At 67.2% G+C, this 25513-nt stretch carries 21 protein-coding genes; 19 read left to right on the forward strand and 2 right to left on the reverse strand.

Annotated features, from left to right (window positions below; translation table 11 throughout):
- Positions 1-173: 173 nt before the first annotated feature.
- A complete protein-coding gene (locus tag Q1K70_RS12710) occupies positions 174-2198 on the reverse strand; it encodes a S16 family serine protease (RefSeq protein WP_300160134.1) in 2025 nt (674 codons plus the stop codon).
- A gap of 358 nt (positions 2199-2556) precedes the next feature.
- Here Q1K70_RS12710 and Q1K70_RS12715 point away from each other — a divergent pair, with 358 nt between their 5' ends.
- From Q1K70_RS12715 to Q1K70_RS12770, 12 genes are all read left to right on the forward strand, one after another.
- Complete coding sequence (locus Q1K70_RS12715) at positions 2557-3351, forward strand: universal stress protein (protein ID WP_300160137.1); 795 nt, start codon at positions 2557-2559, stop codon at positions 3349-3351.
- 32 nt (positions 3352-3383) lie between these two features.
- Positions 3384-4427 (forward strand): sulfite exporter TauE/SafE family protein, encoded by a 1044-nt coding sequence (locus Q1K70_RS12720; RefSeq protein ID WP_300160140.1) that lies wholly within the window; start codon positions 3384-3386, stop codon positions 4425-4427.
- 110 nt (positions 4428-4537) lie between these two features.
- Positions 4538-5434, forward strand: a complete 897-nt coding sequence (locus tag Q1K70_RS12725) for a universal stress protein (RefSeq protein WP_300160143.1) — start codon at positions 4538-4540, stop codon at positions 5432-5434.
- Positions 5435-5458: 24 nt separating this feature from the next.
- Positions 5459-5752 (forward strand): hypothetical protein, encoded by a 294-nt coding sequence (locus tag Q1K70_RS12730; RefSeq protein WP_300160146.1) that lies wholly within the window; start codon positions 5459-5461, stop codon positions 5750-5752.
- A gap of 94 nt (positions 5753-5846) precedes the next feature.
- A complete protein-coding gene (locus Q1K70_RS12735; RefSeq protein ID WP_300160148.1) occupies positions 5847-6299 on the forward strand; it encodes an iron-sulfur cluster assembly scaffold protein in 453 nt (150 codons plus the stop codon).
- 329 nt (positions 6300-6628) lie between these two features.
- Positions 6629-7594, forward strand: coding sequence for a hypothetical protein (locus Q1K70_RS12740; RefSeq protein ID WP_300160150.1), 966 nt, complete (start codon positions 6629-6631; stop codon positions 7592-7594).
- A 502-nt stretch (positions 7595-8096) separates the two neighbouring features.
- Positions 8097-9524: an outer membrane homotrimeric porin gene (locus Q1K70_RS12745; protein ID WP_300160152.1), complete on the forward strand. Its 1428-nt coding sequence runs from the start codon at positions 8097-8099 to the stop codon at positions 9522-9524.
- A 28-nt stretch (positions 9525-9552) separates the two neighbouring features.
- Entirely contained in the window at positions 9553-10947 is a 1395-nt protein-coding gene (locus tag Q1K70_RS12750; RefSeq protein WP_300160154.1) for a glutamate decarboxylase, read from the forward strand.
- Positions 10948-11583: 636 nt separating this feature from the next.
- Entirely contained in the window at positions 11584-13644 is a 2061-nt protein-coding gene (locus Q1K70_RS12755; RefSeq protein ID WP_300160156.1) for a methyl-accepting chemotaxis protein, read from the forward strand.
- A gap of 351 nt (positions 13645-13995) precedes the next feature.
- Positions 13996-15948 carry a tyrosine-protein phosphatase gene (locus tag Q1K70_RS12760; protein ID WP_300160158.1) on the forward strand — a complete coding sequence of 651 codons (1953 nt, stop codon included), beginning with the start codon at positions 13996-13998 and terminating at the stop codon, positions 15946-15948.
- A gap of 54 nt (positions 15949-16002) precedes the next feature.
- Positions 16003-17325, forward strand: coding sequence for a metallophosphoesterase (locus Q1K70_RS12765; protein ID WP_300160160.1), 1323 nt, complete (start codon positions 16003-16005; stop codon positions 17323-17325).
- A 266-nt stretch (positions 17326-17591) separates the two neighbouring features.
- Positions 17592-18794: an MFS transporter gene (locus Q1K70_RS12770; protein ID WP_300160162.1), complete on the forward strand. Its 1203-nt coding sequence runs from the start codon at positions 17592-17594 to the stop codon at positions 18792-18794.
- A gap of 170 nt (positions 18795-18964) precedes the next feature.
- On the opposite strand, the gene Q1K70_RS12775 is transcribed toward Q1K70_RS12770, so the two are convergent.
- Positions 18965-19138 (reverse strand): hypothetical protein, encoded by a 174-nt coding sequence (locus Q1K70_RS12775; RefSeq protein WP_300160164.1) that lies wholly within the window; start codon positions 19136-19138, stop codon positions 18965-18967.
- Here Q1K70_RS12775 and Q1K70_RS12780 point away from each other — a divergent pair.
- The 7 genes from Q1K70_RS12780 to Q1K70_RS12810 all read left to right on the forward strand — a co-directional run bounded on the left by Q1K70_RS12780 (position 19103) and on the right by Q1K70_RS12810 (position 25309).
- The gene (locus tag Q1K70_RS12780; RefSeq protein ID WP_300160166.1) at positions 19103-19960 is read left to right on the forward strand and encodes an MFS transporter; all 858 of its coding nucleotides are present in this window, start codon (positions 19103-19105) and stop codon (positions 19958-19960) included. The genes Q1K70_RS12775 and Q1K70_RS12780 overlap by 36 nt on opposite strands.
- Before the next feature lie 87 nt (positions 19961-20047).
- Positions 20048-21418: a molybdopterin cofactor-binding domain-containing protein gene (locus Q1K70_RS12785; RefSeq protein WP_300160168.1), complete on the forward strand. Its 1371-nt coding sequence runs from the start codon at positions 20048-20050 to the stop codon at positions 21416-21418.
- A 132-nt stretch (positions 21419-21550) separates the two neighbouring features.
- On the forward strand, positions 21551-22195 hold the full coding sequence (locus Q1K70_RS12790; protein WP_300160170.1) for a molybdopterin cofactor-binding domain-containing protein: 645 nt from the start codon (positions 21551-21553) through the stop codon (positions 22193-22195).
- On the forward strand, positions 22188-23111 hold the full coding sequence (locus tag Q1K70_RS12795; RefSeq protein WP_300160172.1) for an FAD binding domain-containing protein: 924 nt from the start codon (positions 22188-22190) through the stop codon (positions 23109-23111). The genes Q1K70_RS12790 and Q1K70_RS12795 overlap by 8 nt, the downstream gene beginning before the upstream one ends.
- A complete protein-coding gene (locus Q1K70_RS12800) occupies positions 23108-23590 on the forward strand; it encodes a (2Fe-2S)-binding protein (RefSeq protein WP_300160174.1) in 483 nt (160 codons plus the stop codon). The genes Q1K70_RS12795 and Q1K70_RS12800 overlap by 4 nt, the downstream gene beginning before the upstream one ends.
- Before the next feature lie 351 nt (positions 23591-23941).
- Positions 23942-24265, forward strand: a complete 324-nt coding sequence (locus Q1K70_RS12805) for a hypothetical protein (RefSeq protein WP_300160175.1) — start codon at positions 23942-23944, stop codon at positions 24263-24265.
- 294 nt (positions 24266-24559) lie between these two features.
- Positions 24560-25309, forward strand: coding sequence for a hypothetical protein (locus Q1K70_RS12810; protein ID WP_300160177.1), 750 nt, complete (start codon positions 24560-24562; stop codon positions 25307-25309).
- Positions 25310-25513: the final 204 nt, after the last annotated feature.

Consider the following 25513-nt stretch of genomic DNA (forward strand, 5'->3'; position numbering starts at 1 on the left):
CGCCCGGCCCAATTTCCCGACCACAACGACTGACGCCCCGCCGCCCGTCGTTCCCGCCCCCCCACCCCTCCGCCCAGTCGGGGAGGGTCCGGGAGGAGGTCACCCCCTCCCGGCCGCCGGAGGCATTCTTCTTTTCCTCTCCCCGCCTCGCCTCTCTCTCCCCCGCTTCTCCATTATCGCAACACCAGCCGGGCCGCCTCCAGCACGTCTCCGACCGTCACGACGTTCAGGCCTTCCAGCACGTCCGCCGGCAGGGCCGCGACGGCGTCGGCGTTGGCCTGGGGTACGAGGACGGTGGTGATGCCGGCGCGTCTGGCGGCCAGGCATTTTTCGCGGATGCCGGCCACGGGCAGGAGGCGTCCCGAGAGGGTGATTTCGCCGGTGGCGGCGGTGTCGCAGCGGACCGGCCGGTTGGCGAGGAGCGAGAGCAGGGCGCAGAAGATGGTGACTCCGGCCGAGGGGCCGTCCTTGGTGACGGCGGCCGAGGGGAAGTGGACGTGGATGTCGGTTTTCTCGAAAAATCCCGGGTCCACGCCGAGTTCGCCGGCCCGGCTGCGGATGAGGCTCAGCGCCGCCTGGGCCGATTCGCGCAGGATGTCGCCGAGGGAGCCGGTGAGGAGCAGTTGTCCCGAGCCCGGCATGCGGGCGGTTTCGACGAAGAGGATTTCGCCGCCGTGCTGGCCGACGACGAGGCCGGTGACCACGCCCACGCGGTCGCCGGCTTCGGCGGCCTCGCGGGTGTAGCGCCGGGGGCCGAGGAGGTTCGGGATATCGGGCGCGTCCACGTTGGTCGGGGCGGTTACGGCGTCGTCGTAGGCCAGGCGGGCGAGGCGGCGGCAGGCCGAGCCCACGGCCCGGGAGAGGCCGCGCAGGCCCGATTCGCGGGTGTAGTCGTCGATGATGCGACCGAGCGCCGCGTCGGTGAAGGAGACGGCCTCCGGGGAAAGGCCGTTTTCGCGCAGGTGCCGGGGGAGAAGGAATTCCCGGGCGATGTCGCGCTTTTCGCGGTCGGTGTAGCCGGGGAACTCCAGGATTTCCAGGCGGTCGAGGAGCGGGCCGGGCAGTCGCGAGACGTCGTTGGCCGTGCCGATGAACATGATGCGCGACAGGTCGAAGGGGATTTCCAGGTAGTTGTCGGAAAAGCGGGCGTTTTGCTCGGGGTCGAGGATCTCGAGCAGGGCGGCGGCGGCGTCGCCGCGAAACTCCGCGCCGATCTTGTCGATTTCGTCCAGCATGAAGACCGGGTTGGCCACGCCGACGCGGGAGAGCTCCTTGAGGATGCGCCCGGGCATGGAGCCAACGTAGGTGCGGCGGTGGCCGCGCAGTTCGGCCTCGTCGCGAAGGCCGGCCACGGACAGGCGCACGAATTCGCGCCCCAGCGCCTCGGCCACGGCCAGGCCCACGGAGGTCTTGCCCACGCCCGGCGGGCCGGAGAAGCACAGGACCGGCCCGCGCCCCGGCGAGGCGGAAAGCCGGGCCTCCAGGACCTCGGCCACGGTCTTCTTGAGCTCCACGAGGTTGACGGGCTTGCCCAGGTAATGGGCCGCGCCGGCGCGCAGGGCCTCGACGGCCGTGCCGACAGTGGCGAAGCCCGTGACCATGACCACGGCCGCGTCCGGGGCGGCCCGGCGCAGGCGACGCAGAAGCTCCATGCCGTCCAGGCGTTCCATTTTGAGATCCGTGACCACCACGTCGGCGGGAAAGCCCGAGGCCAGCACGTCCAGGGCTTCCAGGCCGTCGCCGGCCGTGCGCACCTCGTAGCCTTCCTTGCCGAGCACGTAGGCCATGTTGGTCCGGGCGATCTCCTCGTCGTCGACCACGAGGAGCTTCGGCTTGGCCGCGCCGCGAAGAGCCCGGGCGGCCAGGAATTCCAGGATGCGTTCCTTGACCGCGGCCAGGCCCCGGTGGCGGGCGTCGAGGACCTCCCGGGCGCGGCGCAGGTCGAGGGTGTCGCGGGTGCAGTTGTTCCAGGGGAGCTTCAGTAAAAATTCCAGGTAATTGATGCCCACGGCGTATTCGGCCACGGCCGGGTCCGTGGTTTCGAGCTTGGCCAGTTCGCGCGCGGCGGCGTCGGCGGCCTGGGGCGGGAGCCGGGCCGCTTCCACGGCGCGGGCGAGGATTTCCAGCACGCCGGCGGCGCTCCCGGATTCCGGGGGAGCCTGCGTCGGGACCTGTCTGGGCTTGCTGCCGAAGAACATGGCGATTCTCCTTGATCCTGGCGGGTGGGGGCCAATCTAGCGCCAAATGAGGGCCGTGGGCAAACGAGCCGCGCCACGGGCGAGCGAAACCATGTTGCGAATTGCAACGTGTCAAAACCCATGTTGCGATCTGAAACAGCGTTTTGCACGGGAACGGAATTCCCGCTTCCAAGGGGCTTTTGGAAGTTCCGAGCTGCTGCCTGTTGCAAATCGCAATACTGACTGAGTGGCCAGTCGGTTTTTCAACTTCAACACAATTCTAAGCAATTCCAGCAGGAAAGAACTTTTTCTCAGCCTGGCACGCAATTTGTTTTGGCAGGGTCAAATCGGGCCGCAGGTCCCGAAGCGAGGAGAAAGGATGCTCGACGCGACACGACGCGACACCCCCGAGACGCCCACGGCGCGGCCCCATCAGGTGCTGGTGGTCGTGCGCGGCGCGAGCGCCGGCCGGGCCCTTGGCGACTACGCCCTGGGCGTGGCCGAGCGGCTCGGGCTGGGGGTGCTGGCGGCCTACGTCGACACCCTGCCCCGCTACGGGGACCGGCTTTCCCGCCGCGAGCGCTTCGCGGCCGGCGTGGCCGGCGACGCGGCGGCGTTCGGGGAGAACGCCGCCGCGCGCGGCATCGGGTTCGAGCATGTCACGGCCTCGGGCAAGGCGTCCGAGGCCGTGCTGGCGATCGTGCACGGCGGCCGGCGCATCGACTTCGTGGTGCTTGACCCGGCCATCGGCATCGAGGAGGTGGCCCGGCGTTCGCCCGTGCCCGTGTTCGGCCTGCGCGTGGCCGACGGGAAGGGCGGTCGCGGCCGTCGGATGCCGCAACAGCGAAACCCTGGGAGGTTGACCATGTCCGAGAGATCCCGCAAGCGCACCCTGGCCCGCACCGTGGTGTTCGGCGCGGCTGCCGTGGCCCTGTACGCCGCGGTCTTCACCCACTCCGACTTCATCGCCGACCTGTCGGCCAAGGGCGGCTTCTACGCCGTGGTGCCGGTCGTCACCGTGTTCCTGTTCTCGTACGTGCACGGCAGCTTCACCGGCGCGTTCTGGTCGGCGCTCGGCATCGAGGCCTCCAAGGGCGCGACCGCCGGCAAGCAGGCCACGGCCGGCGCGGCCAAGCGCAAGGACGGCCGGGCCGTGGCCCAGGTCAACGCGTAGCAGTTCAAGCCACTTTTCCGGGAGGATACGACATGCACGGCGCCGGCGAGATGATCACTTTCATCGACCTCAATCTGTATTCGATCGTTTTCCTGTTCCTGGTCGGCTTCATCGGCGGGCTGGTGAGCGGGTTCATCGGCTCCGGCGGAGCCTTCGTCCTGACCCCGGGCATGATGAGCCTGGGCGTCCCCGGCCCGGTGGCCGTGGCCAGCAACATGTGCCACAAGTTCCCCAAGGCCCTGGTCGGGTCCATCAAGCGTTACCGCTACGGCCAGGTGGACGTGAAGCTCGGCGTCATCATGGGCCTTTTCGCCGAGATCGGCGTCCAGGTCGGCATCATGGTGCAGACCAAGATCCTGGAGAAATGGGGCGAGGCCGGCTCCAACCTGTACGTGAGCGTGGCCTTCGTGGCCGTGCTTTTGACCGTGGGCAGCTTCGTCATGCGCGACGCCCTGCGCCTGGCCCGAAGCGGCGAATCCGACGGCAAGCCCACCAACCTGTGCAAGCGCCTGCAGGCCATCGAGCTGTGGCCCATGCTGACCTTCAAGCGGGCGGGCGTGCGCATCTCCCTGTGGTTCCTCGTCCCGGTGGCCATCGCCACGGGCATGCTGGCCGCCACCATCGCCGTGGGCGGCTTCATCGGCGTGCCGGGCCTCATGTACGTCATCGGCGTCACGAGCATCGTGGCCTCGGCCACGGAGCTGGTCATCGCCTTCGTCATGGGCCTCGGCGGCACGCTCATCTGGGCCTACTACGGCATGGTGGACATCCGGCTGACGCTCATCATCCTGGGCGGCTCGCTCTTCGGCGTGCAGCTCGGGGCCATCGGCACCACCTACGTCAAGGAATACATGATCAAGATGGTCATGGCCGTGATCATGCTCATCGTGGCGCTCAGCCGCTTCCTGGCCATGCCCAAGTACCTGGACAAGCTCTCGCTGACCAGCTTCGGCGACGCCACGGTGTCCGTGCTGTCCCAGACGAGCTTCGCCGTCATGGTCGTGGCCCTGCTCGTGGGCGCGGGCATCATCCTGGCCTCCATGTTCAAGGCCCGCCGCCTGGAAAACCAGGCGTAGGGCGACGCCGGGAAAATACGCCCGTATTTTCCCGGCGCGCACCGATTTCCGGCTCGGCTGGAAGGCGCTTTCAACAACATGCGGCAACGCGACAAGACGCAGGAACCGGCATGATCGTGCATCGCCCCAAGACCCTCGTCGTCGGCCTCGACGGCTCCCCGGCCTCCCGGGGGGCCTTCGAGCAGGCCATGGTCCTGGCCGGGACGTTGCGGGCGCGGCTGGTGGCCGTGGCCGTGGCCCCGGGACTCGGCGGCCTGGAACGCATCGGCAGCGAGGACGAGCGCCGGCAGTTAGCGCGTCCCTTCGAGCAGGCCCTGGCCGACGCGGCCGAGGCCGCGGCCAGGGCCGGGCTGCCGCTCAAAAAGATCCTGGAGCACGGCGAGGCCCACGAACGCCTGGTGGACGCGGCCGAGGCCGAGGAAGCGAGCCTGGTGGTCATCGGCGACGCCCGGCGCACCTACATGGAGCGGGTGCTGCTCGGGCGCAACGTGGCCAAGGTCATCGGCTACAGCCCCTGCGACGTGCTGGTCGTGCCCGAGGGGGCCAAGCTCGACTTCAAGCGGGTGGTGGCGGCCGTGGACGGCTCGCGCCAGAGCCTGGCCGCCGCCGGCCGAGCCATCGGCCTGTGCGCCGCCTACGCCGGCGACCTGGACGTGCTGGCCGTGGTGGACGTGCCCGTGGACCGCAACCTCATCTACGGCATCTACGAGGACATCAAGCGCCGGGCGCTGGTGGCCATAAACGCCGTGGTCAAGGCGGCCCAGGCCCGCGACGTCAAGGCCCTGGCCACGGTGCTCGAAGGCCCGCCCTATCGGGCCATCGCCGGGTTCGCCGCCGAGATCGGGGCCGGCTGCCTGGTGCTCGGCTCCTACGGCAAAAGCGGCCTGCGCCGGCTCATGCTCGGCAGCGTGGCCGAGCGCGTGCTGGCCCTGGCCTCCTGCCCGGTGCTGGCGGTCAAGGCCGAACCCGGCGATCCCGACGCGGTGGCCGGCGAAGGCGACACCTGAACCCTTTTTCCCCTGGAGGACGCCATGGACATGCGGTGGGCATTTACCGAATTCCTGTTTGCTTTCTGCCTTGTGGTGCTTGCCGATCGCGTTTACGGCGTCTTCGGCCGCATCGGCGCGGCGCTCGGGCTTTCCCGGCCCCTGGCCGCCGCCGGCGACGCCCTGGCGGCCGCCTCTCCCGGCGACTGGTACGTGTTTTTTTCCCGCGACGCGGTCACCGGCCACCCCACGATCACGGAATTGCCGGCCTCCTCCACGGGCCGGCCGGCCGCGCCCCGGCCCAGGCGCGACGCCAGGCCCCGGCTGCACGCCCGCTAGCCTGGAGTCCGTGAAACAACACATCGGAATTTAAGGGAAATACCATCAAGCGCGAAACGAGCCCGGCCACCGCACGCCAGCCCAAGGACAGCCCATGCGCACGCCCCTCGACCTTTCCACCCCCATGACGGCCAAGGACGCGGCCGATCCCCGTCGCCGCGCCGCCCTGCTCGCCCGCTTCGGCGAGAAGGCCCTGCACCTCTGGTGCGAGGCCATACACCCCCAGCGCCTCACCGCCCCCACGGCCATCGGCACGGCCCGGGACGCGGCCGGCAGCCGCGCCTCGGTGGCGCTCGGCATTTTCGGCGAGACCATCGTGCAGACGGATTTCGACGCCGAGGGCTGCCCGGCGGTGAAGATCGCGGCCGCGGCCGCCGCCCATTGGGCCCTGGGCAGGACCCTGGACGAGGCCGCCGCCATGGACGAGCAGGCCATCCGCGCCACCCTCGGAGCCTTCCCGAACGAGGCCGGGGAGCACGCCAGCCTGGCCGCGGCCGCCGTGCGCGAGGCCGTGGTCCAGTGGAGGCTGTCGACCAAACCGCACTGATGCCGCCTTTGTGCAAAGCGGGACACGGCGCGCTCCGAGGCGTTGCGGCCGCCCCTCGCCGCAGCGCCGCCCCCAAGCCGCGCCGGCATGAAGGGGGCCGGGAACCGGACCGCCCGGTTTCCCGGCCCCTTCGCGCCAAGCCAGCCACGGCCGCCCTGACCGGAAGCAAGCCCACGCCGTCCAAAGCGCCTGTCCGCCCGCACCCATCCAAAGCTTAATTTGATATTGATTTTCAAAACCAACATGGCTATATGGTTCCCCTGCCCCTGGCAAATTCCCTCCGGCGGTGCCACATGCCTTGGTTTTCTGGAGTACGGGAGACGTTTTTTTTGACTTTCCTGTACAGCGCTGTCTTTTTTTTGGCACTCATTCTCTGGAATATTTTCTCGTTACGTCGAGACAATATTCATATCAACCAATGTGCAAGTAAAATTGTCTCCCTGTCGACCACAGATGCCGAGACTGCGTTTCTGATGCTGCGCTTCGTCACGGATCTTACGACATCAGCGGTGGGGCTCGCCGGGTTTTACGAAAATCTCACCAAACACGGCTGGACAGGGGCGTTCTATGGGGCGCTTCCGTTCAACCTCATCCCTCCCAGCGTCGTATTGCGCCATGGCATAGCGTACACGGGCCCATGCGGGGCCAAGTCGAAGCTCTTGCTCGCCCTTCTCAGGGCCGCCGGCATCAAGGCCAGGGAATTGAATCTGATCGGCGAAGACGGCGTGCCATACCATACGCTGGTGGAAGCCACCATTAAAGGGACAGACACGCCTCTCGATCCGACTTTCGGCCTCCATTTTGCGGACGCAAAAGGCCAATTCATCCGAACAATGGAAATAAAATACAATTATGACAGCTACCGGGACTACATAGCAAAGAGATTCCCGACCTACCCCCTCGACAGGTACACGTACGCCAACGCCATCCATTGTTCCGTCCACGATGTCGCCATCGCCCTGCTCCGAATGCTGCGAATCGTATCCAAGGACTATTCGAACATCCAAAGTATCGACAAATTCCTCGGAAGAATCATCCCAGGCCGCCTCCTCGATCGTGATTTCCCGCTGGCAGCGCTCTCGTCCAAGCCCAGGCATTCCTTTCTCGCCGTTTCAGCCGTTTGCTTTGCGCTGTGCCTCTCCATGGCCGTGCTTGCCGTACCGCCCAAACCCGACGCCTGGAGCAGCGGCGTCCCTCTTGACGTGCGGAAAAGCTCGGGGCCCCTTCCTTCCAGGCCCGACGCCTCGCCCCTTCCCGGGCGCGGCGGCCCGCCCCGGACGCCCGCGTCGTCATGACTCCCGGACCACGGGGCGGCGTTGACGTCCCGTGGCCTGGCCGGTTCCCGCATCCTCCCACGGGACGTCAGACACGCTGCCGTGTCGCGCCGGATCTTGCCGCGACCGGACGCGTCCCGCCTCCCCGCCGGCCTGGAGCCGGCCGCCGCTTCGCCGCGTTGGCCCGGACGTTTCACTCCCGGCCCTGGAACGCTTGACGCAACAGCCGGCTGGGAGGATACCTGCAACGCGGCCTGGAACCTGAAGTGAAAACGACATCACACGGCAACGAAAAAGCTTCAGGCAAGTTGTCGTCCGGGCTGTCGACCGCGACCGGAGTCCGATCGGCTTCCAAGAGCTGCAGCGTCACGTCGTGATCCTGTCACGTCTTGGCTGGCGAGAAACTATTTCGTTGTTTTGCATCATGCGACGCCTGTTTTCATGTTGCCCTTGATCGATGAGCGTCAAGAGACCTGCGCGCCTTTCCCGTTCAAACACTGCTCTATTACCAAAGGATTCTCACATGCCCAGACTTTCGCACCTTTTTGCTGTCTGGCTTGCCCTTTTCCTTGCAGCGTCTGCCAGTGCAGAAACGACCGTGCGCATGTACGGCGATTTCCGCGTCCAGGGCACGTACTTCACCAACCAGAACTTCACCAGTTGGAACGCGACCGGCACCCAGACCGAGGAGACGCTGACCATCTGGCAGCGCCTGCGGCTGCACGTCGACCTGGCCGCCAGCGAAAACCTCGCCTTTCGCCTGGGGCTTCGCGTCAACAACCAGACCTGGGGCACGGACTACCTGACCGCGGCCAACCCCGCCGTGGCCGTCCAGCCCTACCAGGCCTACCTCCAGTTCACCGTGCCGGACAGCCGCGTCGTGGTGACCGCCGGCCTGCAGCCCGTGAGCCTGCCCCATACCCCGATCTTCTACGATTCGGTGATCCTCTCCGCCGACTCCGGCAACAACGACGCCGCCGCCCTGATCGTCTCGGCCCCTCTTGTCGCCGACCGCCTGACCGCGACCGTGGGCTACGCCCGCCTGGTGGACACGAACAGGACCTTCGACCCGACCACCAGCCAGGTGGGCGACGCATTCGACCTGGCCCTGGCCACCGCCGCCCTGACCCTGCCCGGGGTTTCCTTCACCCCCTTCGGCGCGGCCGGCATCCTCGGCAAAAGCGCCAGCCTGCCGGGCTCCATGGCCAACACCCTGCGCTCGGCCGGCTCCTTCGTCGCGCCGGCCGGCTACGCCGACAACCAGGTGGCCGCCCTGTGGACCGGGGCGGCGCTCACCGTCGACGCCCTGGACCCGGTGCGCTTCTACGCCGACCTGGCCTACGGCGACGCCGGCTTCGCCGACCGGCAGCGCAGCCGCCGCCACGGCTGGTTTACGGACTTCGCCGTGGAATACACCGGCTTTTCCCTGTTCGCGCCCCAGCTCATGGCCTGGTGGAGCACCGGCGAGGACGCGAGCCTGGCCAACGGCTCCGAGCGCCTGCCCACCATCTACACGGCCTGGGGGCCGGCCGGGTCCTTCCTCTTCGACGCCAACCAGGAACTGACCCACGCCGCCCTCGCCACCACACCCCAGGGCAGCACGGGCCTGACTTTAAATTTCAACAATATCGCCATAGTCCCCAAGCTTACATCCCTTGCCGCCGTGTCCTTGGCCACAGGCACGAGCTCCCCGGCCGGCCTGCGCAAGGCCGTGGGCGCGACGGGCGGACCCGGGCAGTACGTGACCATGGGGCAGGACCTGGCCCAGGGCGAGAGCCTGCTGTCCGTAGCCACGGAACACGTCTACGCCCTCTACGACTCCCTGGAGCTGATTGCGGAAACCGGCTTCGCCCATGCCTACGGCCTGCGCGAGAGCATCTGGGGCCGGCGCATGACCCGCGCCGCCGGCGACGCCTGGCAGGGGGCGCTCGGCCTGCGCTACCGGTTCTGATCCGCCGCCTTCACGAAGGAGCACATCCATGCCGCTGCACGAAAGGAAAACGCTTCGGACCGCTTGCCTCGACGACGTCTACGCCTCCACCGACCTGTCAGCGCGCCTGCCCAGGCGTCATTTCCCCCACAAGGAGATCGACGCCCGCCACGCCTACCAGGTCGTGCACGACGAGCTGATGCTCGACGGCAACTCCCGCCAGAACCTGGCCACCTTCTGCCAGACCTGGGTGGAGCCGGAAGTGCGCCGGCTCATGGACGAGTGCCTCGACAAGAACATGATCGACAAGGACGAATACCCGCAAACGGCCGAACTGGAGGCGCGCTGCGTGCGCATGCTGGCCGACCTGTGGCGCGCGCCCGAATCGGCCAACGCCATGGGCTGCTCCACCACCGGTTCGAGCGAGGCGGCCATGCTCGGCGGGCTGGCCATGAAATGGCGCTGGCGCGCCGCCCGCCAGGCCGCCGGCAAGACGGCCGACAGGCCCAATCTGGTGTGCGGCCCGGTCCAGATCTGCTGGCACAAATTCGCCCGCTACTGGGACGTGGAGCTGCGCGAGATTCCCATGGAGGGCGACCGGCTCATCATGAGCCCCGAGGCGGCCGTGGCGCGCTGCGACGAGAATACCATCGGCGTCGTGCCCACTCTCGGCGTGACTTTCACCTGCCAGTACGAGCCCGTGGCCGAGGTGTGCGCCGCCCTGGACAAGCTGCAGGCCGACACCGGCCTCGACGTCCCGGTGCACGTGGACGCGGCCAGCGGCGGCTTCCTGGCCCCGTTCCACGAGCCCGACCTGGCCTGGGACTTCCGCCTGCCCCGGGTCAGGTCCATCAACGCCTCGGGCCACAAGTTCGGCCTGTCGCCGCTCGGCGTCGGCTGGGTGCTGTGGCGCGACGCGGCCGACCTGCCCGAGGACCTCATTTTCCGGGTCAACTACCTGGGCGGCGACATGCCCACCTTCGCGCTCAACTTCTCGCGCCCGGGCGGACAGATCGTGGCCCAGTACTACAACTTCCTGCGCCTGGGCCGCGAGGGCTACGGCAAGATACAGGACGCCTGCTACCGCACGGCCGCCTATCTGGGCGACGCCTTGCGCGCCATCCCCTGCTTCGACGTCATCTACGACGGCCGGGGCGGCATCCCGGCCGTGAGTTGGAGCCTGACCGCCGGGGCCGACCCCGGGTTCACCCTTTACGACCTGTCCGACCGGCTGCGCTCCCGGGGCTGGCAGGTCCCGGCCTACGCCATGCCGGCCGACCGCCAGGACCTGGTGGTCATGCGCGCCCTGGTGCGCCACGGCTTCAGCCGGGACCTGGCCGACCTGCTGGTGGACGACCTCAAGCGCTGCCTGGACTATTTCGCCCAAAACCCCGTGCGCCATCCCCTGACGGCCGAAACGGCCGGAGGGTTCAGCCACACCTGACACGCGCTCAGCCGAAGCGCCGGACCCCATTTGTCATGGACGCGACGCGAAGTCGCTCGCCGTGCAAATACAATGGCGCTTGCCCGGCGACGCATGTCGTTTCGACGGCATCGCCAGCGCCCCTCGGCGCGACCGACACGGCCGCGGGACCGTTCAGGCCCCCGCGGCCGTGCGACGTCGCGAAGACGCCGCACCTTGCCGCCCGGTGTTTCTTCGGCTGTAATCGACTATTTCAGTATGGTTTGTATCGCAGGGACGCCTCGGCCTTGCACGCCTTTGGCGCAATTGCATGCACGGCCTGCAATTGCACGGCAGCCATGCCCACGTGCAAACCGCTTCCGGAGACGTTCGCCGGGAAAACGTTCCTGGCCGGGAGCAACGGAGCGCGACGCCCCTCAAGCCTAGTTCCCTGGGACTCCTGGAATTGTCCATGGCCTTCGCATCCTTCTCGTCTTTCTTTCGCCTCGACGCATCCGCTTTTCTTGCCCCGTTGCTTCGTCACGTGACGCAACGCCCCTGCCGTGAAGAAGCATTGGAATTTTTTTTGCACACCATGCAGGCAAGAAGGCTTCTCCCCCCGGAGCATGTCGAAGCGGCGTTCAGGCTTCGTCTTTCCCATTCTCACTTGGAGGTCCCATGCGCCTCGGCATTATGCACAAGGTTGTTCTTCTCATCGCTTCTTCTGTTGCAGTCGCCGCACTGGCAGTGTTCCTCTCCGGCCGGATGGCCTTCAAGCAGGGCTTTTCCAAGGAGTACGACACGGCCATCGCGGCCTTCGCCAAGGTCGGGGAGGACCGGGTGACAAATGTGAGCGCCGCCCTGGCCAACACGGCCAAGACCCAGGCCGTGCGGCCCAACGTCGTGGCCGGCCTGGCCACGGGCAACGCCGCCCAGCTCTCCCAGTTCGCCAGGGACATCCTGTCCGTGGGCCAGGCCGACGGGGTCGTCTTCTCCGACGCCGCCGGCGCGGTGGTCGCCTCGGCCGGCGACACGAAGGGCCTGGAAGAGGCCCTGGCCCTGGCCCAGCCCAAGGTCCGGGCCGGCGGGGAATCGGCCGGGTTCGTGGCCGTGGCCGGCGACCGCCTGCCCTTCCTCGTCAGCGTCCCGGTGCGCAGGGAGGGCGCGGTGGTAGGCATGGTGAGCCTCGTGGACGACCTGGCCACGGGCAACGCCCTGGTCGACGCCCTGGGGCGCATCCTGGGCGTGGAGGCGACGCTTTTTTCCGGGGCCAGGCGCGTGTCCACCACCATCCTCGAGCACGGCGGCCGGGCCGTGGGCACCCTGATCGAGGACGCCGAGGTCAAGGACCGGGTGCTTGGCCGGGGCGAGACGGTCTACAAGCACCTGCGCCTCTTCGGCCGGCCCTTCATCGCGGTCTACTGGCCCCTTGCCGACGCTTCGGGCAGGCCTGTCGGCATCGGCTTCGTGGGCAAATCCATGGAGGAGCTCGCCAACACCCTGTCGCACGTCACGCGCGCGGCCGGCCTGTCGGCCCTGGCCGCCGTCGTGGTCCTCGGAGGACTGGCCGTTTTGGCCTCGCGCCTGCTCACCCGGCCCGTCATCGCTCTGGCCGCCTTCACCAAGGCCGTGGCCGCCGGAAGGCTGGACGCCGCCCTGCCGGCCGCCGGCGGCGACGAGGTGGGCGGCCTGACCCGGGACATCGGCCGCATGGTGGGCACGCTCCGGGAAAAGATCGCCGAAGCCCAGACCGCCGTGGAAACGGCCCATCAGGAATCGGAAAACGCCCGCAAGGCGCAACTCGCGGCCGAGGCGGCCCGGCGCGAGGGCGAATCCGCCCGGCGCGAAGGCGTGCTCCACGCCGCCGAGCGTCTGGGCGAGGTGGTCTCCGTGGTGACCGCCGCCTCGGACGCCCTGCGCGGCCGCATCGGCCAGTCGCGTCAGGGCTCGGACGCCCAGTCCGCCCGGGTGGCGGAAACGGCCACCTCCATGGAACAGATGAACGCCACGGTCCTCGAGGTGGCCCAAAACGCCTCCCAGGCCGCCGCCACCGCCGACGAGGCCAGGGGCAGGGCCGAACGCGGCTCGGCCATCGTGACCGAGGCGGTTTCGCGCATCCGCGCCGTGCGCGACCAGGCGCTGGCGCTCAAGGACGACATGGGCCATCTCGGCCAGCGGGCCCGGGACATCGGGGCGGTCATCGGCGTGATCAACGACATCGCCGACCAGACGAACCTGCTGGCCTTAAACGCCGCCATCGAGGCGGCCCGGGCCGGCGAGGCCGGGCGCGGCTTCGCCGTGGTGGCCGACGAGGTCCGTAAACTCGCCGAAAAGACCATGGCCGCCACCCGCGAGGTCGGCGACGCCATCCACGGCATCCAGCAGGGCGCGCAGGGGACCATCGGCGCGGTGGAGCGTTCCGTGGCCGCCATCGCCGAGGCCACGGACAAGGCCCAGGAATCGGGCCAGGCCCTTGGCGAGATCGTCACCCTGGTGGAAGCGGCCTCGGACCAGGTCCGGGCCATCGCCACGGCCACGGAGGAGCAGTCCTCGGCCGCGGAGGAAATCAGCCGTTCGATTACGGAAATCAACGCCATATCGGCCGAGACGAGCCAGGCCATGGCCGAGGCGGCCACGGCCGTGGCCGAGGTGGCGGCCCAGGCCACCACCCTGCTCGAACTCATCGGCTCCATGCGCGCCGAAGCCACGCAGACCCCGGGTGGACAGCCCGCCCGCTGAAGCCCAGTCTCCTTGCCGCAACTCGCGATATCGCTGCAATGGCGCAGGGGAAAGGTGCTTTCCTTGCCGTGGCTTCGATGATAGACGTGTCCGCGACGGCTGAAGCAACGATCCTTTGAACCCGTTTTTTCTCCAAGGTACGTGACGGCTGAACGCGACATCCAGGGCGCCATATCGTCCACTGTCGTGATCGCCGCCTTGGAGACACGCCCTGGCGCACCGGCACTGGAGAAAAGAAACACCGATGCGGCCAGAGACATCCTGGAACGCTCCTTCGCAATAACTGTCATACCCTGGATGTCGCCGGTCAAATCATTGCAACGAACGACGCCAATCTCCAGTGGAGGCCGCATGACGCAGGCACTATGCCGCACCTTGGCGTTTCTTCTCTGCTTCGCCGCCGCGCCTGCCGTCGCGCAACAGGCGATCGTCACGCCCGTCCTGTCCTCGGCCCCCAACTTCCGGGACCTGGCCGGCATATCGGCCGTTTACGGCGGCACGGGATTCGCCAACGTCACGAGCAATTTCGGGGTGATGCGCACCGGCGTGTTCTACCGGTCCAACGATTTGGCCTCGCTGACCACAGCCGATTGGAAGACCATCTCGTCCCTGGGTCTTGGCCGGGACATCGACCTGCGCACGCCAACCGAGATCGCGGCCGCGCCCGACGTGGTGCCGGCCGGCGCGACCTACACCAACATCAACATCTACGGGACCTCGACCCAAACGCCGTTCCAGTCGTTTTCCTCGCCGCCCCGGGACGGGATCAGCTATTTCGAAAACCTTTACCGAGGATTCGTCACCAACTCCGACGAGCGGACGGGCTTTCGCACGGTCCTGCTGACCCTGGCCCGCGACCCCTTCCCGGATCTGTACCACTGCTCGGCCGGCAAGGACCGCACCGGCTGGACCTCGGCGCTTCTCGAGACCATCGCCGGCGTGTCACCGACGACCGTCATGAAGGATTACCTGGCCACCAACCACTACACGGCCTCGGCCATCGCCGAGACCCGGCAAGCCGCCGTGGCCGCGGACCCCGCGACCAACCCCGAGACCGTGGACGCCCTGGCCGGGGTGCTGCCCGGCTACCTGCTGGCCGCCCTGGACCAGGCAGACGCCTCCTACGGCTCCATCTACGGCTACCTGTTCCAGGGCCTGGGCCTGAGCCTTGCGGACATCTACGTCCTTCGCGCCAAGATGGTGAACTACACGGTCCTGCCCGGGCAGGGGGCGTACAGCGGCAACGCCGCCTCGGGCGCGGCCTATCTCAACGCCTTGCAGAATTCCGCCCTGTCCGGCCGCTACACCGCCTACAACTTCTACCTGCAGTCGTCCGTGGACCTGGGCAGCCTCGGCGGCGTCCAGGGACAGGTCGGCGGCCAGGTCCATGCCGACGCCGTGGCCGCCTTGCTGCGCCAGCCCCTTCTGATCGACGAGGCCCTGCGGCCCTATGCCAGCGGCCGGGATCTGGAAACCGGCCAGGTCCGCGTCTGGCTGACCGGGCTCGGCGGCGAATTCCGCACCGACGCCGGCCAGGGCATGGCGCGCAGCACCGAGCAAAGCGCCGGCACGGTGGTCGGCCTCACCCTGCGCCCGAGCGATCGGGCCAGCGCCACGGTCGGCCTCGGCTTCCTCTGGAACACCATCGCCAGCGCCGGCGGCGTGGCCACGGCCAACACCGCCCTGGCCACGGTCGGCGGGCGTTACGGGTTCACGGGCCTGGACGCGGGGCCCTACCTCGCGGCACGCCTCGACGGTGGCTACGTCGACTACCAGGCCAACCGCTCCCTGGGCGGGGGCCTTGGCAGCGCCAGCGGCCATGCCGTGGGCGGCCTCTACAGCGGCCAGGCCGACCTTGGCCACGTCCTGCGGCTGGACGCCCTCACCCTCACGCCCCAGGTCGGACTCCGGGCCACCAACGCCACCCTCGGCGGGGTTTCGGAATCGGGCGGCGAGCTTGCCCTCGACGTCCACGGCCAAAGCGCCGTCGCGACCAGCTTCCTGGCCGAACTCGAAGCCCGGCTGGAGGCGGCCCAGGCCGGGGCGTGGACGTTTTCACCCATGCTCACGCTCGGTTACGAACGCTCCCTGAGCGACCCGCAAGTCACGAGCACGGCCACGCGCTACGGCTGCGCCGTGAGCCAGAAGTCCGCCTTCGACAGCCGCGACCTCCTGAAGGCCGGGCTCGGCGTCACGGCCCGGCGCGAGGCCTTCTTCGTCGAGGCCAGGGCCAACGGTCTGCTCGGCGACGGGGCCGCAAGCGCCGGCATGGGGGGGCAGCTGTCCCTGGGCTACAGCTTCTAGTGCCGACAGCATGCTGGAACGGTCATTTTCCAAACGAATAACGAGGATCACCACATGGCCGCCGCAGACAGCTCGAACACGTTTCTGCTTTTCGGCGACGTGCATTTCAATCCTTTCGCCGACTCTTCCCTGGTGCCGCTGCTGGCCGCCTCGGACGTGTCCCAGTGGAAGGCCATCCTGTCCTCGTCCAGCCAGACCGCCTATGCCGCCTACGGCCAGGACAGCAACTACAGCCTGTTCGAATCGGCCCTGGACGACATGGCCGCCCGGGCCGGCGACGTCTCCGTGGTCATTTATCCCGGCGACATCCTGTCCCACAATTTCGCCGCGGATTACGCCAGCCTGACCGGCGACACCAGCCAGGAAGGACTCAACGCCTTCATCCGGAAGACGGTGACCTTTTTCGCCCAGGAAGTGGACAGCCGCTTTCCCGACGCCACGGTCATCATCGCCAACGGCAACGCCGACAGCGCCTACGGCGAAATCGGCTCCCACCCCGGCGACCCTTTTCTGTCGCTGTCCGCCCCGGTCTTCGCCCAGACCTTCTTCAACGACGCCGCCTCCCAGACGGCCTTCGCCGTCAGCTACTCCATGGGCGGCTACTACGCCGTGTCCCCGGACGGTCCTACCGGCATCAAGTACATTTCCTTAAACGACAACCTGTGGGCCAACGAAGTGGGCGATCCCTCGGCCGGGGCCATGGAGCTGGCCTGGTTCGCCTCGGAGCTGGCCGAATCGGCCCAGAATTTCCAGAAGGTCTACGTGGTCGCCCACATCCCCACGGGGGCCATCGCCTCGTCCGTGGCCGGCACCTACGAGGCGACCGGCCAAGTCAGCTACACCGGCACTCTGGCCAATGCCTTCAACGACGCCTTCGAGGGCCTGGAACTGGCCTACAGCGGCACCATCGCCGCCAATTTCGTCGGCCACACCCACAACGACGACTTCCGCCTCATCACCAGCTACGACGGCTCGGGCGCGGCCGAACTCCTGCGCGTCACCCCCTCCATCTCCCCGGTCTTCGGCAACAACCCCGGCTACCAGATCTACACCTACGACCCCATGACGTATTCCCTGGTCGACGAGACCACCTACGTCCTCGACCTCCAGTCGAGCGCGCCCCAATGGAGCCTGGAGTACGACTACGCCGCGACCTACGGCCAGGACCTGTCCACGCCCGCGGCCTGGTACTCTGCCTATGCCGAGATCCTGACCAACCCCGCCGCCCAGACCGCCTATCTGACCAACCTGAGCCAGGGCGCGACGAACGCCGGCTCCCTCGACGCGGCCACGACGGCGGCCACGCTCCTCACCCCGGGCTTCACCACCCAGACCGCCTACAACGCCGCCGGCGCGCTCCTGCTGGGGAAGGCATAGGGGACGGAATTTCGCGACCATCGCTTCGTTTCCCGCCTCCGGAGGAGGCGGGCGCTCGTCTTGCGCCTGCCCGGCATGCGTTTGGCTCTCCGCCGTGACTACCCCGGGATTCCCCCCCACACCCGCCGCCTCGCCGCCGACAGCCGGCGTCAGACGGCTCCGCGACCGCCAATCGGGCGCGGAAACTGTTTCCTTCATGCTGCTTGCGTTTTTGTCCCGGATGGACAAAATGTAACCCCGTTGCAACATGAACCGGAATAGCAGCAATGGCTCTCGCCTCTGATTCCTCCGAGCGCTCCGCAGCGGTCCCCACCCGGCGCAAAGTGCTCCTCGCGGCCTGTCTGGCCCACCTGACCCATGACGGCTTCACGGACATGCTCTACGTCTTCTTCCCGGTCTGGCAGCAGGCCTTCGCCCTGAACTTCGCCCAGGTGGGGCTCATGAAGACGCTCTTCTCCGGAGCCCTGGCCCTGTTCCAGATCCCCGCCGGCATGCTGACGGGACGCAAGGGGCTGTGCCGGGCCCTCGTGGCCGGGGCCATGATCACCAGCGCCTCCCTTTTCGTGGCCGGGACCACCGACACCATTTTCGCCCTGGGCGTCCTGCTGGTGCTTGGCGGCATCGGGGCCAGCGCCCAGCACCCCCTGGCCTCGGTGGCCATCGCCCAGGCCTACTCGGGCAAGGAGTCGCGGGTGGCGCTGTCCACATACAATTTCGTGGGCGACATGGGCAAACTCCTGCTTCCGGCCCTGGCCGGCCTGCTTTTGGCCCGGGTCAGCTGGCAGGCGTCCATCCAGCTGCTTTCCATTCTGGGTGTCGTGACGGCCGTCGCGCTCGTGGCCCTTCTGGGCCGCCTTCCCCTGGAAGACAGGCTCGCCGCCAAGAATTCCGGAAGCGGCCTGTCGCGGCTGCGCGCTTCCATGACGCCCGCCTTCGCCGCCCTCAACGGCATCGGAATACTGGACAGCGCCACCAGGATGGGGCTGCTCACCTTCCTGCCGTTCCTTTTGCGCGCCAAGGGCGCGGACATGGGCGTCCTGGGCCTGTCCCTGGGGCTCATCTTCGCAGGCGGCTGCGCCGGAAAGCTCGTGTGCGGCATCGTCGCCACCCGGGTCGGGTCCCTCAAATCCATCATCCTCACCGAGAGCTTCACCGCGGCGCTGATCCTCTCCCTCCTGCCCCTGCCCCTGTGGGGCGCGCTTTGCCTGTGCCCGCTTCTGGGGGTGGCCCTCAACGGCACCTCGTCGGTCCTCTACGGCAGCGTCCCCGAGCTGATCCCGGCCCAGCACCAGAGCCAGGCCTTCGCCATCTACTACACCGCGACCATCGGCTCCGGCGCGGTGGCCCCCGTCTTCTACGGCATGTTGAGCGACGCCGTGGGCCTGACTCCGGCCTTGCAGGTGACCGGTCTGGTCATCCTGGCCACCATCCCGCTGACCCTGCCGCTGAGAGGAAAACTGACCGCCTAGCCGGCCCACGGCGTTTCGCCGGTCCCGCATCGCGCCCCTTTCCCGATCCACCGGCCATGCGATCCCCGCCATCGGTCCTGCCGTGGCAGGGCCTTTTCCCGTGACCCCGACAAAGCGGGCGGCTGCGGCCCAATGCCGGCCAGCCGGGCCGGGCGCGCCCGAGGGGCCGGCTATTCGCGGTGTTGGGCCAGCGTGGCCAGGGTCTCCTGGCCGGTGCGCACCAGGACCGTGACGTGCTCCATGTGGGCGGCCATGGCCGCGCCCGCCGCCTCGCCGTCCTGCCGGGCGATGGCGTCGCAGATGGCGGCGTGTGGGGGCCGTGCGTCGCCCTGCTGGCCAGGCACTGGGCACCACGCTACATGGCCCGGGCCAATTCGTTTATGCTCAGCACCTTCGCCGTGGGCTGGATCGTGGCCTCCCTGGCCGGACGCTTGGTGCTGTCCGTCGACTGGCGCATCATCTTCATGCTCGGCGGCACGTCCATCATTGCGGCCGGGCTGTCGCTTTTCCTGCTGCCGCCGGACAAGGCGCGTGCGCCCAAGGCGGCGGGAGCCGTCGCGCCGGACCGCAGGATCGGCCTGCGCGACATCTTCGCCCCGCGCCACCGCAAGTTCGTGCTTTTGGCCACCTTGCAAAACGCCTGTCAGATGGGCGGCTTCTGGGCGGCCTCCTCCTGGATTCCCACCTTCCTGGTGCGCGAGCGCGGCCTGGCCCTGGAGCAGATGGCGACGTTCATTCTCATCATGTATATCGGCATATTCTTCGGCTACCAGATCTACGGCTGGCTGGCCGACCGCATCGGCCGCCGCAACGCCATCGCCCTGGCCTTCTTCATGGATTGCCTGACCATCCCGGCCTACCTGCTCTTCCACGACGCCACGCTGCTTTTCTGCTTCGGTCCGGTCATGGGCATGTCCATCGGCGCGGTGTTCGGGCTGTCCGGCGCGTTCTACGCCGAGCTCTTCCCTGGCGAGATCCGCGCCCTGGCCGGCGGGTTCTGCTTCAACGTCGGTCGCCTCGGCGCGGTCGTCGCACCCTTCACGGTCGGCTACATCGGCCAGACCTACGGCCTGCAGGCCGGCATCGTCACAAGCCCGGTCATCTTCGGCATCGGCTTGCTGGTGCCCCTGTTCCTTCCGGAAACCCTCAAGCGCAAGGCGACCTGAGGCCACGGGCGGAAAGGGGCATCCTCTTTCCGCCCTGGCCCGGGCGGGCCGGCGGGACCCGGCCCGAAACCGAAAGGAGGCTCCCGTATGACCATCGGATCGTCTCCGCCGCGCCTGGACGCGGTGGCGAAAGTCACCGGCAGGGCGCGCTACACCGAGGACTTCGCCCTGCCCGGCATGCTCCATGCCAAATACGTCCGCGCCGAGGTGGCCCACGCCATGGTGCGCGCCGTCGACGCGTCCCGGGCCCTGGCCCTGCCCGGGGTGGAGGCCGTGTTCACCTTCGCCGACGTGCCGCGAAACCTCTACGCCACGGCCGGCCATCCCCATTCCCTGATCCCGGAGAAGCGCGACACGGCCGAGCGGCTGCTCCTGACCGACCATGTGCGCTATTTCGGCGACGCCGTGGCCGTGGTGGTGGCCCGCGACGAACTGACCGCGTCCCAGGCCGCCGCCCTGGTCGCCGTGGAATACGAGCCCCTGCCGGTGCTCCTCGACAAGGAGGCCTGCCTTGCCCCGGACGCTCCGGCCATCCATCCGGGCGGCAACCTGCTCGGCCAGGGGCTTTTCGCCGAGGGCGGCGACTTCGAGGAGGCGCTGGCCGCCTCCGACGTGGCCGTGGGCGGGGATTTCCGCACGCCCGTGGTGCAGCACTGCCACATGGAGACCGTGGTGTCCTACGCCTACATGGACAAGATCACCATCGTCTCCTCCACCCAGGTGCCCCACATCGCCCGCCGGGTGGCGGCCCAGGCCCTGGGCCTGCCCTGGTCGCGGGTGCGGGTGATCAAGCCGTGCGTGGGCGGCGGGTTCGGCAACAAGCAGGACGTGCTGGAAGAGCCCATGGTGGCCTTTCTCACCTGGAAGCTTGACGGCGCGCCGATGCGCCTGGCCCTGTCGCGCGAGGAATGCTTCATCGGCTCGCGCACGCGCCACCGCTTCGACATCAAGGGACGCCTGGGCGTCAACCGCGACGGCAAGGTCACGGGCGTGTACCTGCAGGCCTACGTCAACAGCGGGGCCTACGCCTCCCACGGCCAGGCCCTGACCATGGCCGCCGCCCGCAAGACCTCCTACCTGCTGCCCCACGTGGCCTACCGCTACGAGGGCAACACCTACTACTCCAACCTGCCCGTGGGCGGGGCCATGAGCGGCTACGGCACGCTGCAGTCCACCTTCGCCGTGGACTGCATGCTGGAGGAGGCGGCCAGGGCCATCGACATGGACCCGGTGGAGCGGCGCGAGGCCTGCCGCGGCCAGACCGGCCCGGTGCGCCGGGGCGTGGGCGTGTTCAGCTACTCCTCCAACATCTACCCCATCTCCGTGGAGGTCTCGGGTGTGCGCCTGGTGCTGTCCCAGGACGGCGTGGTGGTGCTGCACCACTGCGCCCCGGAAGTGGCCTTCGCCCAGCTGACGGCGGAGGTGCTGTCCATCCCCTGGACAAGGTCCAGGTGGTGACCACCCTGGACACGGACGTGTGTCCCTTCGACACCGGGGCCTACGGCTCGCGCCAGGGCTTCGTCATCGGACCGGCCCTCAAGGAGGCCGGGCTCGACCTCAAGCGCAAGATCGTGGACTTCGGCCGCCCGCGTGCACGGCCTGCCGCCCATGTCCCTGGACCTGGTCGACGGCCAGGTCGTGTTCGCCACCCAGCCGGACAAGCCGGTCTGCTCGCTCTACGACGCGGGCATGCGCTCCCATTACGAGGAAAAGACCGGCGGCCAGCTCACGGCCGCCGCCTCGTGCAAGACCTGGATCAACCCCGGTTCCTTCGGCTGCGCCTTCGTCGATCTCGAAGTGGACATTCCGCTGTGCAAGGTGCGCATCAACGAGATCGTCAACCTCCACGAGTGCGGCCGCATCATCAACCCCAAGCTGGCCGAGGGGCAGGTTTTCGGCGGCATGCACATGGCCATCGGCTGGTCCCTCTACGAGGAGATGCGCTTCGACCCGGCCACGGGCGAGCCGCGCAACAACAACCTCACCGACTACAAGTTCCCCACGTCCATGGACATGCCGCGCCTGCGCTGCGAATTCGTCGACGCCCACGCCCCCTGCTCGGCCTTCGGCAGCAAGGGCCTCGGCGAGCCGCCCACCATCCCCCAGGCCCCGGCCATCCGCAACGCCGTCTGGCTGGCCACCGGCGTCAAGATCAACGAGCTGCCCATGCCCCCCCAGCTCCTGTACCGGCGCTTCAAGGCGGCCGGGCTGTTCGAGGAGGTGTGCCGTGTTTGACGTCCGCTCCTACCGCAAGGCCGCAAGCGTCGGGCAGGCCCTGACCCTGCTCGCCGCCGATCCCGAGGCCAGGCCCATGGCCGGCGGGACCAACGCCCTGTTCAAGCTGCGCCGGGGCAGCGAAGCCTTCCGCAGCCTCGTGGACATCGCCGGGCTGCCGGAGCTGCCCGGCATCGCCCTCGACCCCGACGGCGGGCTGCGCATCGGCGCGGGCGTCACCTTCCGGGAGCTGGCCGCCTCGCCCCTGGTGGCCGAAAAGGCCCGCTGCCTGGCCGAAGCGGCCCTGGCCATGGGCGGGCCGCAACTGCGCGCCCGGGCCACCCTCGGCGGCAACCTGTGCGGCGGCGGCCACTGCGCCGCCTGCCGCCGCTGCCGGTATCCCCGCTGTCCGGCGGCCATGGTCGGGGCGGACGGCCCCGCGCCGCTCCTGGCCCTGGACGCCCGGGCGGAGATCGCCGGCCGGGCGGGAAAGCGCCTGGTCCCCCTCGGACAGTTCTGGACCGCGCCGTCCCGCACGGCCGTGGCCCGCGACGAGCTGCTCCTCGGCGTCGTCATCCCGGCCGCAAGCCTCGGTGCGCCCGGCTCGGGTTACGTCAAGTACGCCATGCGCGCGGCCATGGACACGGCCACCTTCGGCTGCGCCGCCCTGTGCCGCCTGGACGGGGGACGCATCGCCGGCCTGCGCCTGGCCTGCGTCATGGCCGGCCCCACGCCCAGGCGTCTGCCCAAGGCCGAGGCCGTCGCCCCGGGCCGGCTTCCCGACGCGGCCACCTTCGCGGCCATGGCCGCGGCGGCCGCCGGCGAGGCCGCGCCCCGGGCGGACTGGCAGGGCGACGTGGATTTCCGGCTGCACATCATCCGGCGGCAGATCGAAGCGCTGCTCGCCGCCGTGGCGCGACGCGCGGAGGACGCATGAACATCTCCCTTACGGTCAACGGCAAGCGGCACGAACTGGAGGTCAAGCCCGGCGAGAGCCTGCGCGAGGCCTTGCGCGGCCTGGGCTGCACCAGCGTCAAGCAGGGCTGCGGCGCGGGGGAATGCGGGGCCTGCACCGTGCTCGTCGACGGCGTACCCCAGACCAGCTGCAACATGCTGGCCGTCCAGGCCGACGGAAAGGCCGTGCGCACGGTGGAGGGCGAGGCCAAGGGCGAGGAGCTGTCCCCGGTGCAGCAGGCCTTCATCGAGAACAAAGCCTTCCAGTGCGGCTTCTGCACCCCCGGGCTCGTCATGACCACCACTGCCCTGGCGGAAAGCGGCCGGGGCGGGGACATGACCGAGGGGGAGATCCGCCGGGCCATCTCCGGGCACATGTGCCGCTGCACGGGCTACGATCCCATCGTGGACGCCGTGCGCGAGAGCCTGTCCCGGGGCTGCGGCTGCCGCGACAAGAAATGAGCCCGCCGCCCCGGAGCCGGGGCGCACGGGCAAGCCAACGCACAACCAACGAGGAACGCGCCATGGTCAGGCACATCGTCATGTGGACCCTGAAGGAAGAGGCGGAAGGCCGCGACAAGGCGGCCAACGCGGCGGTTCGCAGCCGACCCAGACATTGGCCGACCAATGAGCCGACACGAATCCGATTGTTATATACGATGCGGCCACTTCGTAATCGTTGTTCCAGATAGTGAGGCCTTGCCGTTTGAGTTTGGGACATTCCCGGTCGCCGTGATTCTCTACGGCACAACTTGACGAAGAAAAGACTATCGAGTAATTAGAATATAAAATTTTTCCGAAGGAGGCCTTGCCATGAAAAGAATGAATTTTTGTGTTTCTCTCCTCGGAGGATGCGCCGTGGCAGTGTTGCTTGCGAACCTTTCATTTGCGCAAACTTCCCGTTTGTTTACCGGAACGGTGAACTGGGTGGCCAATTTTCCGAACTCTGGCACGGCCATTTGCAAGGTCAACGTCACCGCCACAAGCCCCTCTGCATTCACTGGCACCTACACCATCCCCTCGGAGAGCTCGAACATGTTGATGGCCATGGCGTTGACTGCGATCAGTTCAGGAAAGACCGTCCAGTTTCAAACCAGCAGCGACGGCACCATTTACAGCCTTTATCTCGTCAATTAACCACACCGAGTGATCTTCATTGAAGTCTGGGCCTGCATTGCATACTTGTTGACGCGCTGTGGTTGAGCTTAAGCCAGCAGCTCATATTTTTCATCTATCGGAAGGCTTCAGGCAATATAATGCCTTGTGGTTTTGTTTATTTCAACAGCCCATAGGCACAAGACAAAATTGACGACGTCTAATGTGCCGTTATGTATTTTAACGTCAAGCCTTGTCACGGCGCGGGTTGACCATATGCGATTTAAAGATCGCTTTTCTTTCACGTATGCAATTTAATGCACTTATGAGGCTTGAATGATCTTTAAATTAAACACGCCGCGGTCGCAAGGCATGCTATTTTTCGTTGCATTTATTTTGCAGAGCTATCCCGCGAGCTGCAACTCCAGCATAATAAAATGTGAAAACATTTCCGTTTCAGAGTGCATCAACCTTGTAGAGCATAGCCTCAATGCATCTATCGTGTTTCCTCCAGCTACTGGAGACACTAAAATAAACATTTCAATACTAGACAGCAATATTAATGAGATTACTAACACTATCATGCAAGCGGCCGGATTAGAAAACTACACAATTGCCTCTACTGGAAACAATGCTGTTACCATTTCCCTCTTGGGGTCATCGCAACTTTCACCGTCAACCGACATGATTCCAGCAACATCCGCGCAGCAAACTCCACGACCCCTCCCGCAGCAAGACGGTCCATCCACGCAAAGGGCTTCTGAAGCTGTCGCAGCCGGCAAAACCACGGGCCCGGCGCTTGACGAGCCTCTGTTCGCCCCCGACGGCAGTACGACGACGATGCGGCAGCTCCATGCCGACCAGGAAAAAGCGAATCTCTCCAGACCCGATCCGCAAACTCCGGTCTATGAACCCGGAAATGACAAGCCGGTCGGCAAGTTTGAGGATCTCAAAAAAAGAAGCGTGCGCGATATTCCGGAAGACTTTGTCTACGAATTTCCGGACGGTACCAAACAAACTCTTAAGCAATTGCGCGAAACACAAAAACAGGCAAATACCACGGCTCGCGAGATGTCCAACCAATAAAAAGCATTATCACGTTTCGCATCCTTCAAACCGCAATCGAGAAGCAGCGTCCAACTCAACAACATGGTCATCACTGCGCATGTCCTGTATTGCCAACATCAAGCTGCTGTGTCTGTTGCAGACTTTTTTTTACGCGCGTGGCGACTCCTCGCTGTCAGGATGTATGACCCTGAGTTTTCTGTGAAAGTTCTTGACACAGGACGC

The organism is Solidesulfovibrio sp. (genome assembly GCF_029978005.1).
GTDB lineage: Bacteria > Desulfobacterota > Desulfovibrionia > Desulfovibrionales > Desulfovibrionaceae > Solidesulfovibrio.

Bases quoted from the DNA above. Each gene is read 5' to 3' on its own strand.
- Q1K70_RS12730 (WP_300160146.1), top strand. From the start codon at position 5,459: ATGGACATGCGGTGGGCATTTACCGAATTCCTGTTTGCTTTCTGCCTT.
- Q1K70_RS12755 (WP_300160156.1), top strand. From the start codon at position 11,584: ATGCGCCTCGGCATTATGCACAAGGTTGTTCTTCTCATCGCTTCTTCT.
- Q1K70_RS12710 (WP_300160134.1), bottom strand. From the start codon at position 2,198: ATGTTCTTCGGCAGCAAGCCCAGACAGGTCCCGACGCAGGCTCCCCCG.
- Q1K70_RS12750 (WP_300160154.1), top strand. From the start codon at position 9,553: ATGCCGCTGCACGAAAGGAAAACGCTTCGGACCGCTTGCCTCGACGAC.
- Q1K70_RS12715 (WP_300160137.1), top strand. From the start codon at position 2,557: ATGCTCGACGCGACACGACGCGACACCCCCGAGACGCCCACGGCGCGG.
- Q1K70_RS12810 (WP_300160177.1), top strand. From the start codon at position 24,560: ATGATCTTTAAATTAAACACGCCGCGGTCGCAAGGCATGCTATTTTTC.
- Q1K70_RS12745 (WP_300160152.1), top strand. From the start codon at position 8,097: ATGCCCAGACTTTCGCACCTTTTTGCTGTCTGGCTTGCCCTTTTCCTT.
- Q1K70_RS12735 (WP_300160148.1), top strand. From the start codon at position 5,847: ATGCGCACGCCCCTCGACCTTTCCACCCCCATGACGGCCAAGGACGCG.
- Q1K70_RS12800 (WP_300160174.1), top strand. From the start codon at position 23,108: ATGAACATCTCCCTTACGGTCAACGGCAAGCGGCACGAACTGGAGGTC.
- Q1K70_RS12760 (WP_300160158.1), top strand. From the start codon at position 13,996: ATGACGCAGGCACTATGCCGCACCTTGGCGTTTCTTCTCTGCTTCGCC.
- Q1K70_RS12725 (WP_300160143.1), top strand. From the start codon at position 4,538: ATGATCGTGCATCGCCCCAAGACCCTCGTCGTCGGCCTCGACGGCTCC.
- Q1K70_RS12720 (WP_300160140.1), top strand. From the start codon at position 3,384: ATGCACGGCGCCGGCGAGATGATCACTTTCATCGACCTCAATCTGTAT.
- Q1K70_RS12765 (WP_300160160.1), top strand. From the start codon at position 16,003: ATGGCCGCCGCAGACAGCTCGAACACGTTTCTGCTTTTCGGCGACGTG.
- Q1K70_RS12805 (WP_300160175.1), top strand. From the start codon at position 23,942: ATGAAAAGAATGAATTTTTGTGTTTCTCTCCTCGGAGGATGCGCCGTG.
- Q1K70_RS12770 (WP_300160162.1), top strand. From the start codon at position 17,592: ATGGCTCTCGCCTCTGATTCCTCCGAGCGCTCCGCAGCGGTCCCCACC.
- Q1K70_RS12785 (WP_300160168.1), top strand. From the start codon at position 20,048: ATGACCATCGGATCGTCTCCGCCGCGCCTGGACGCGGTGGCGAAAGTC.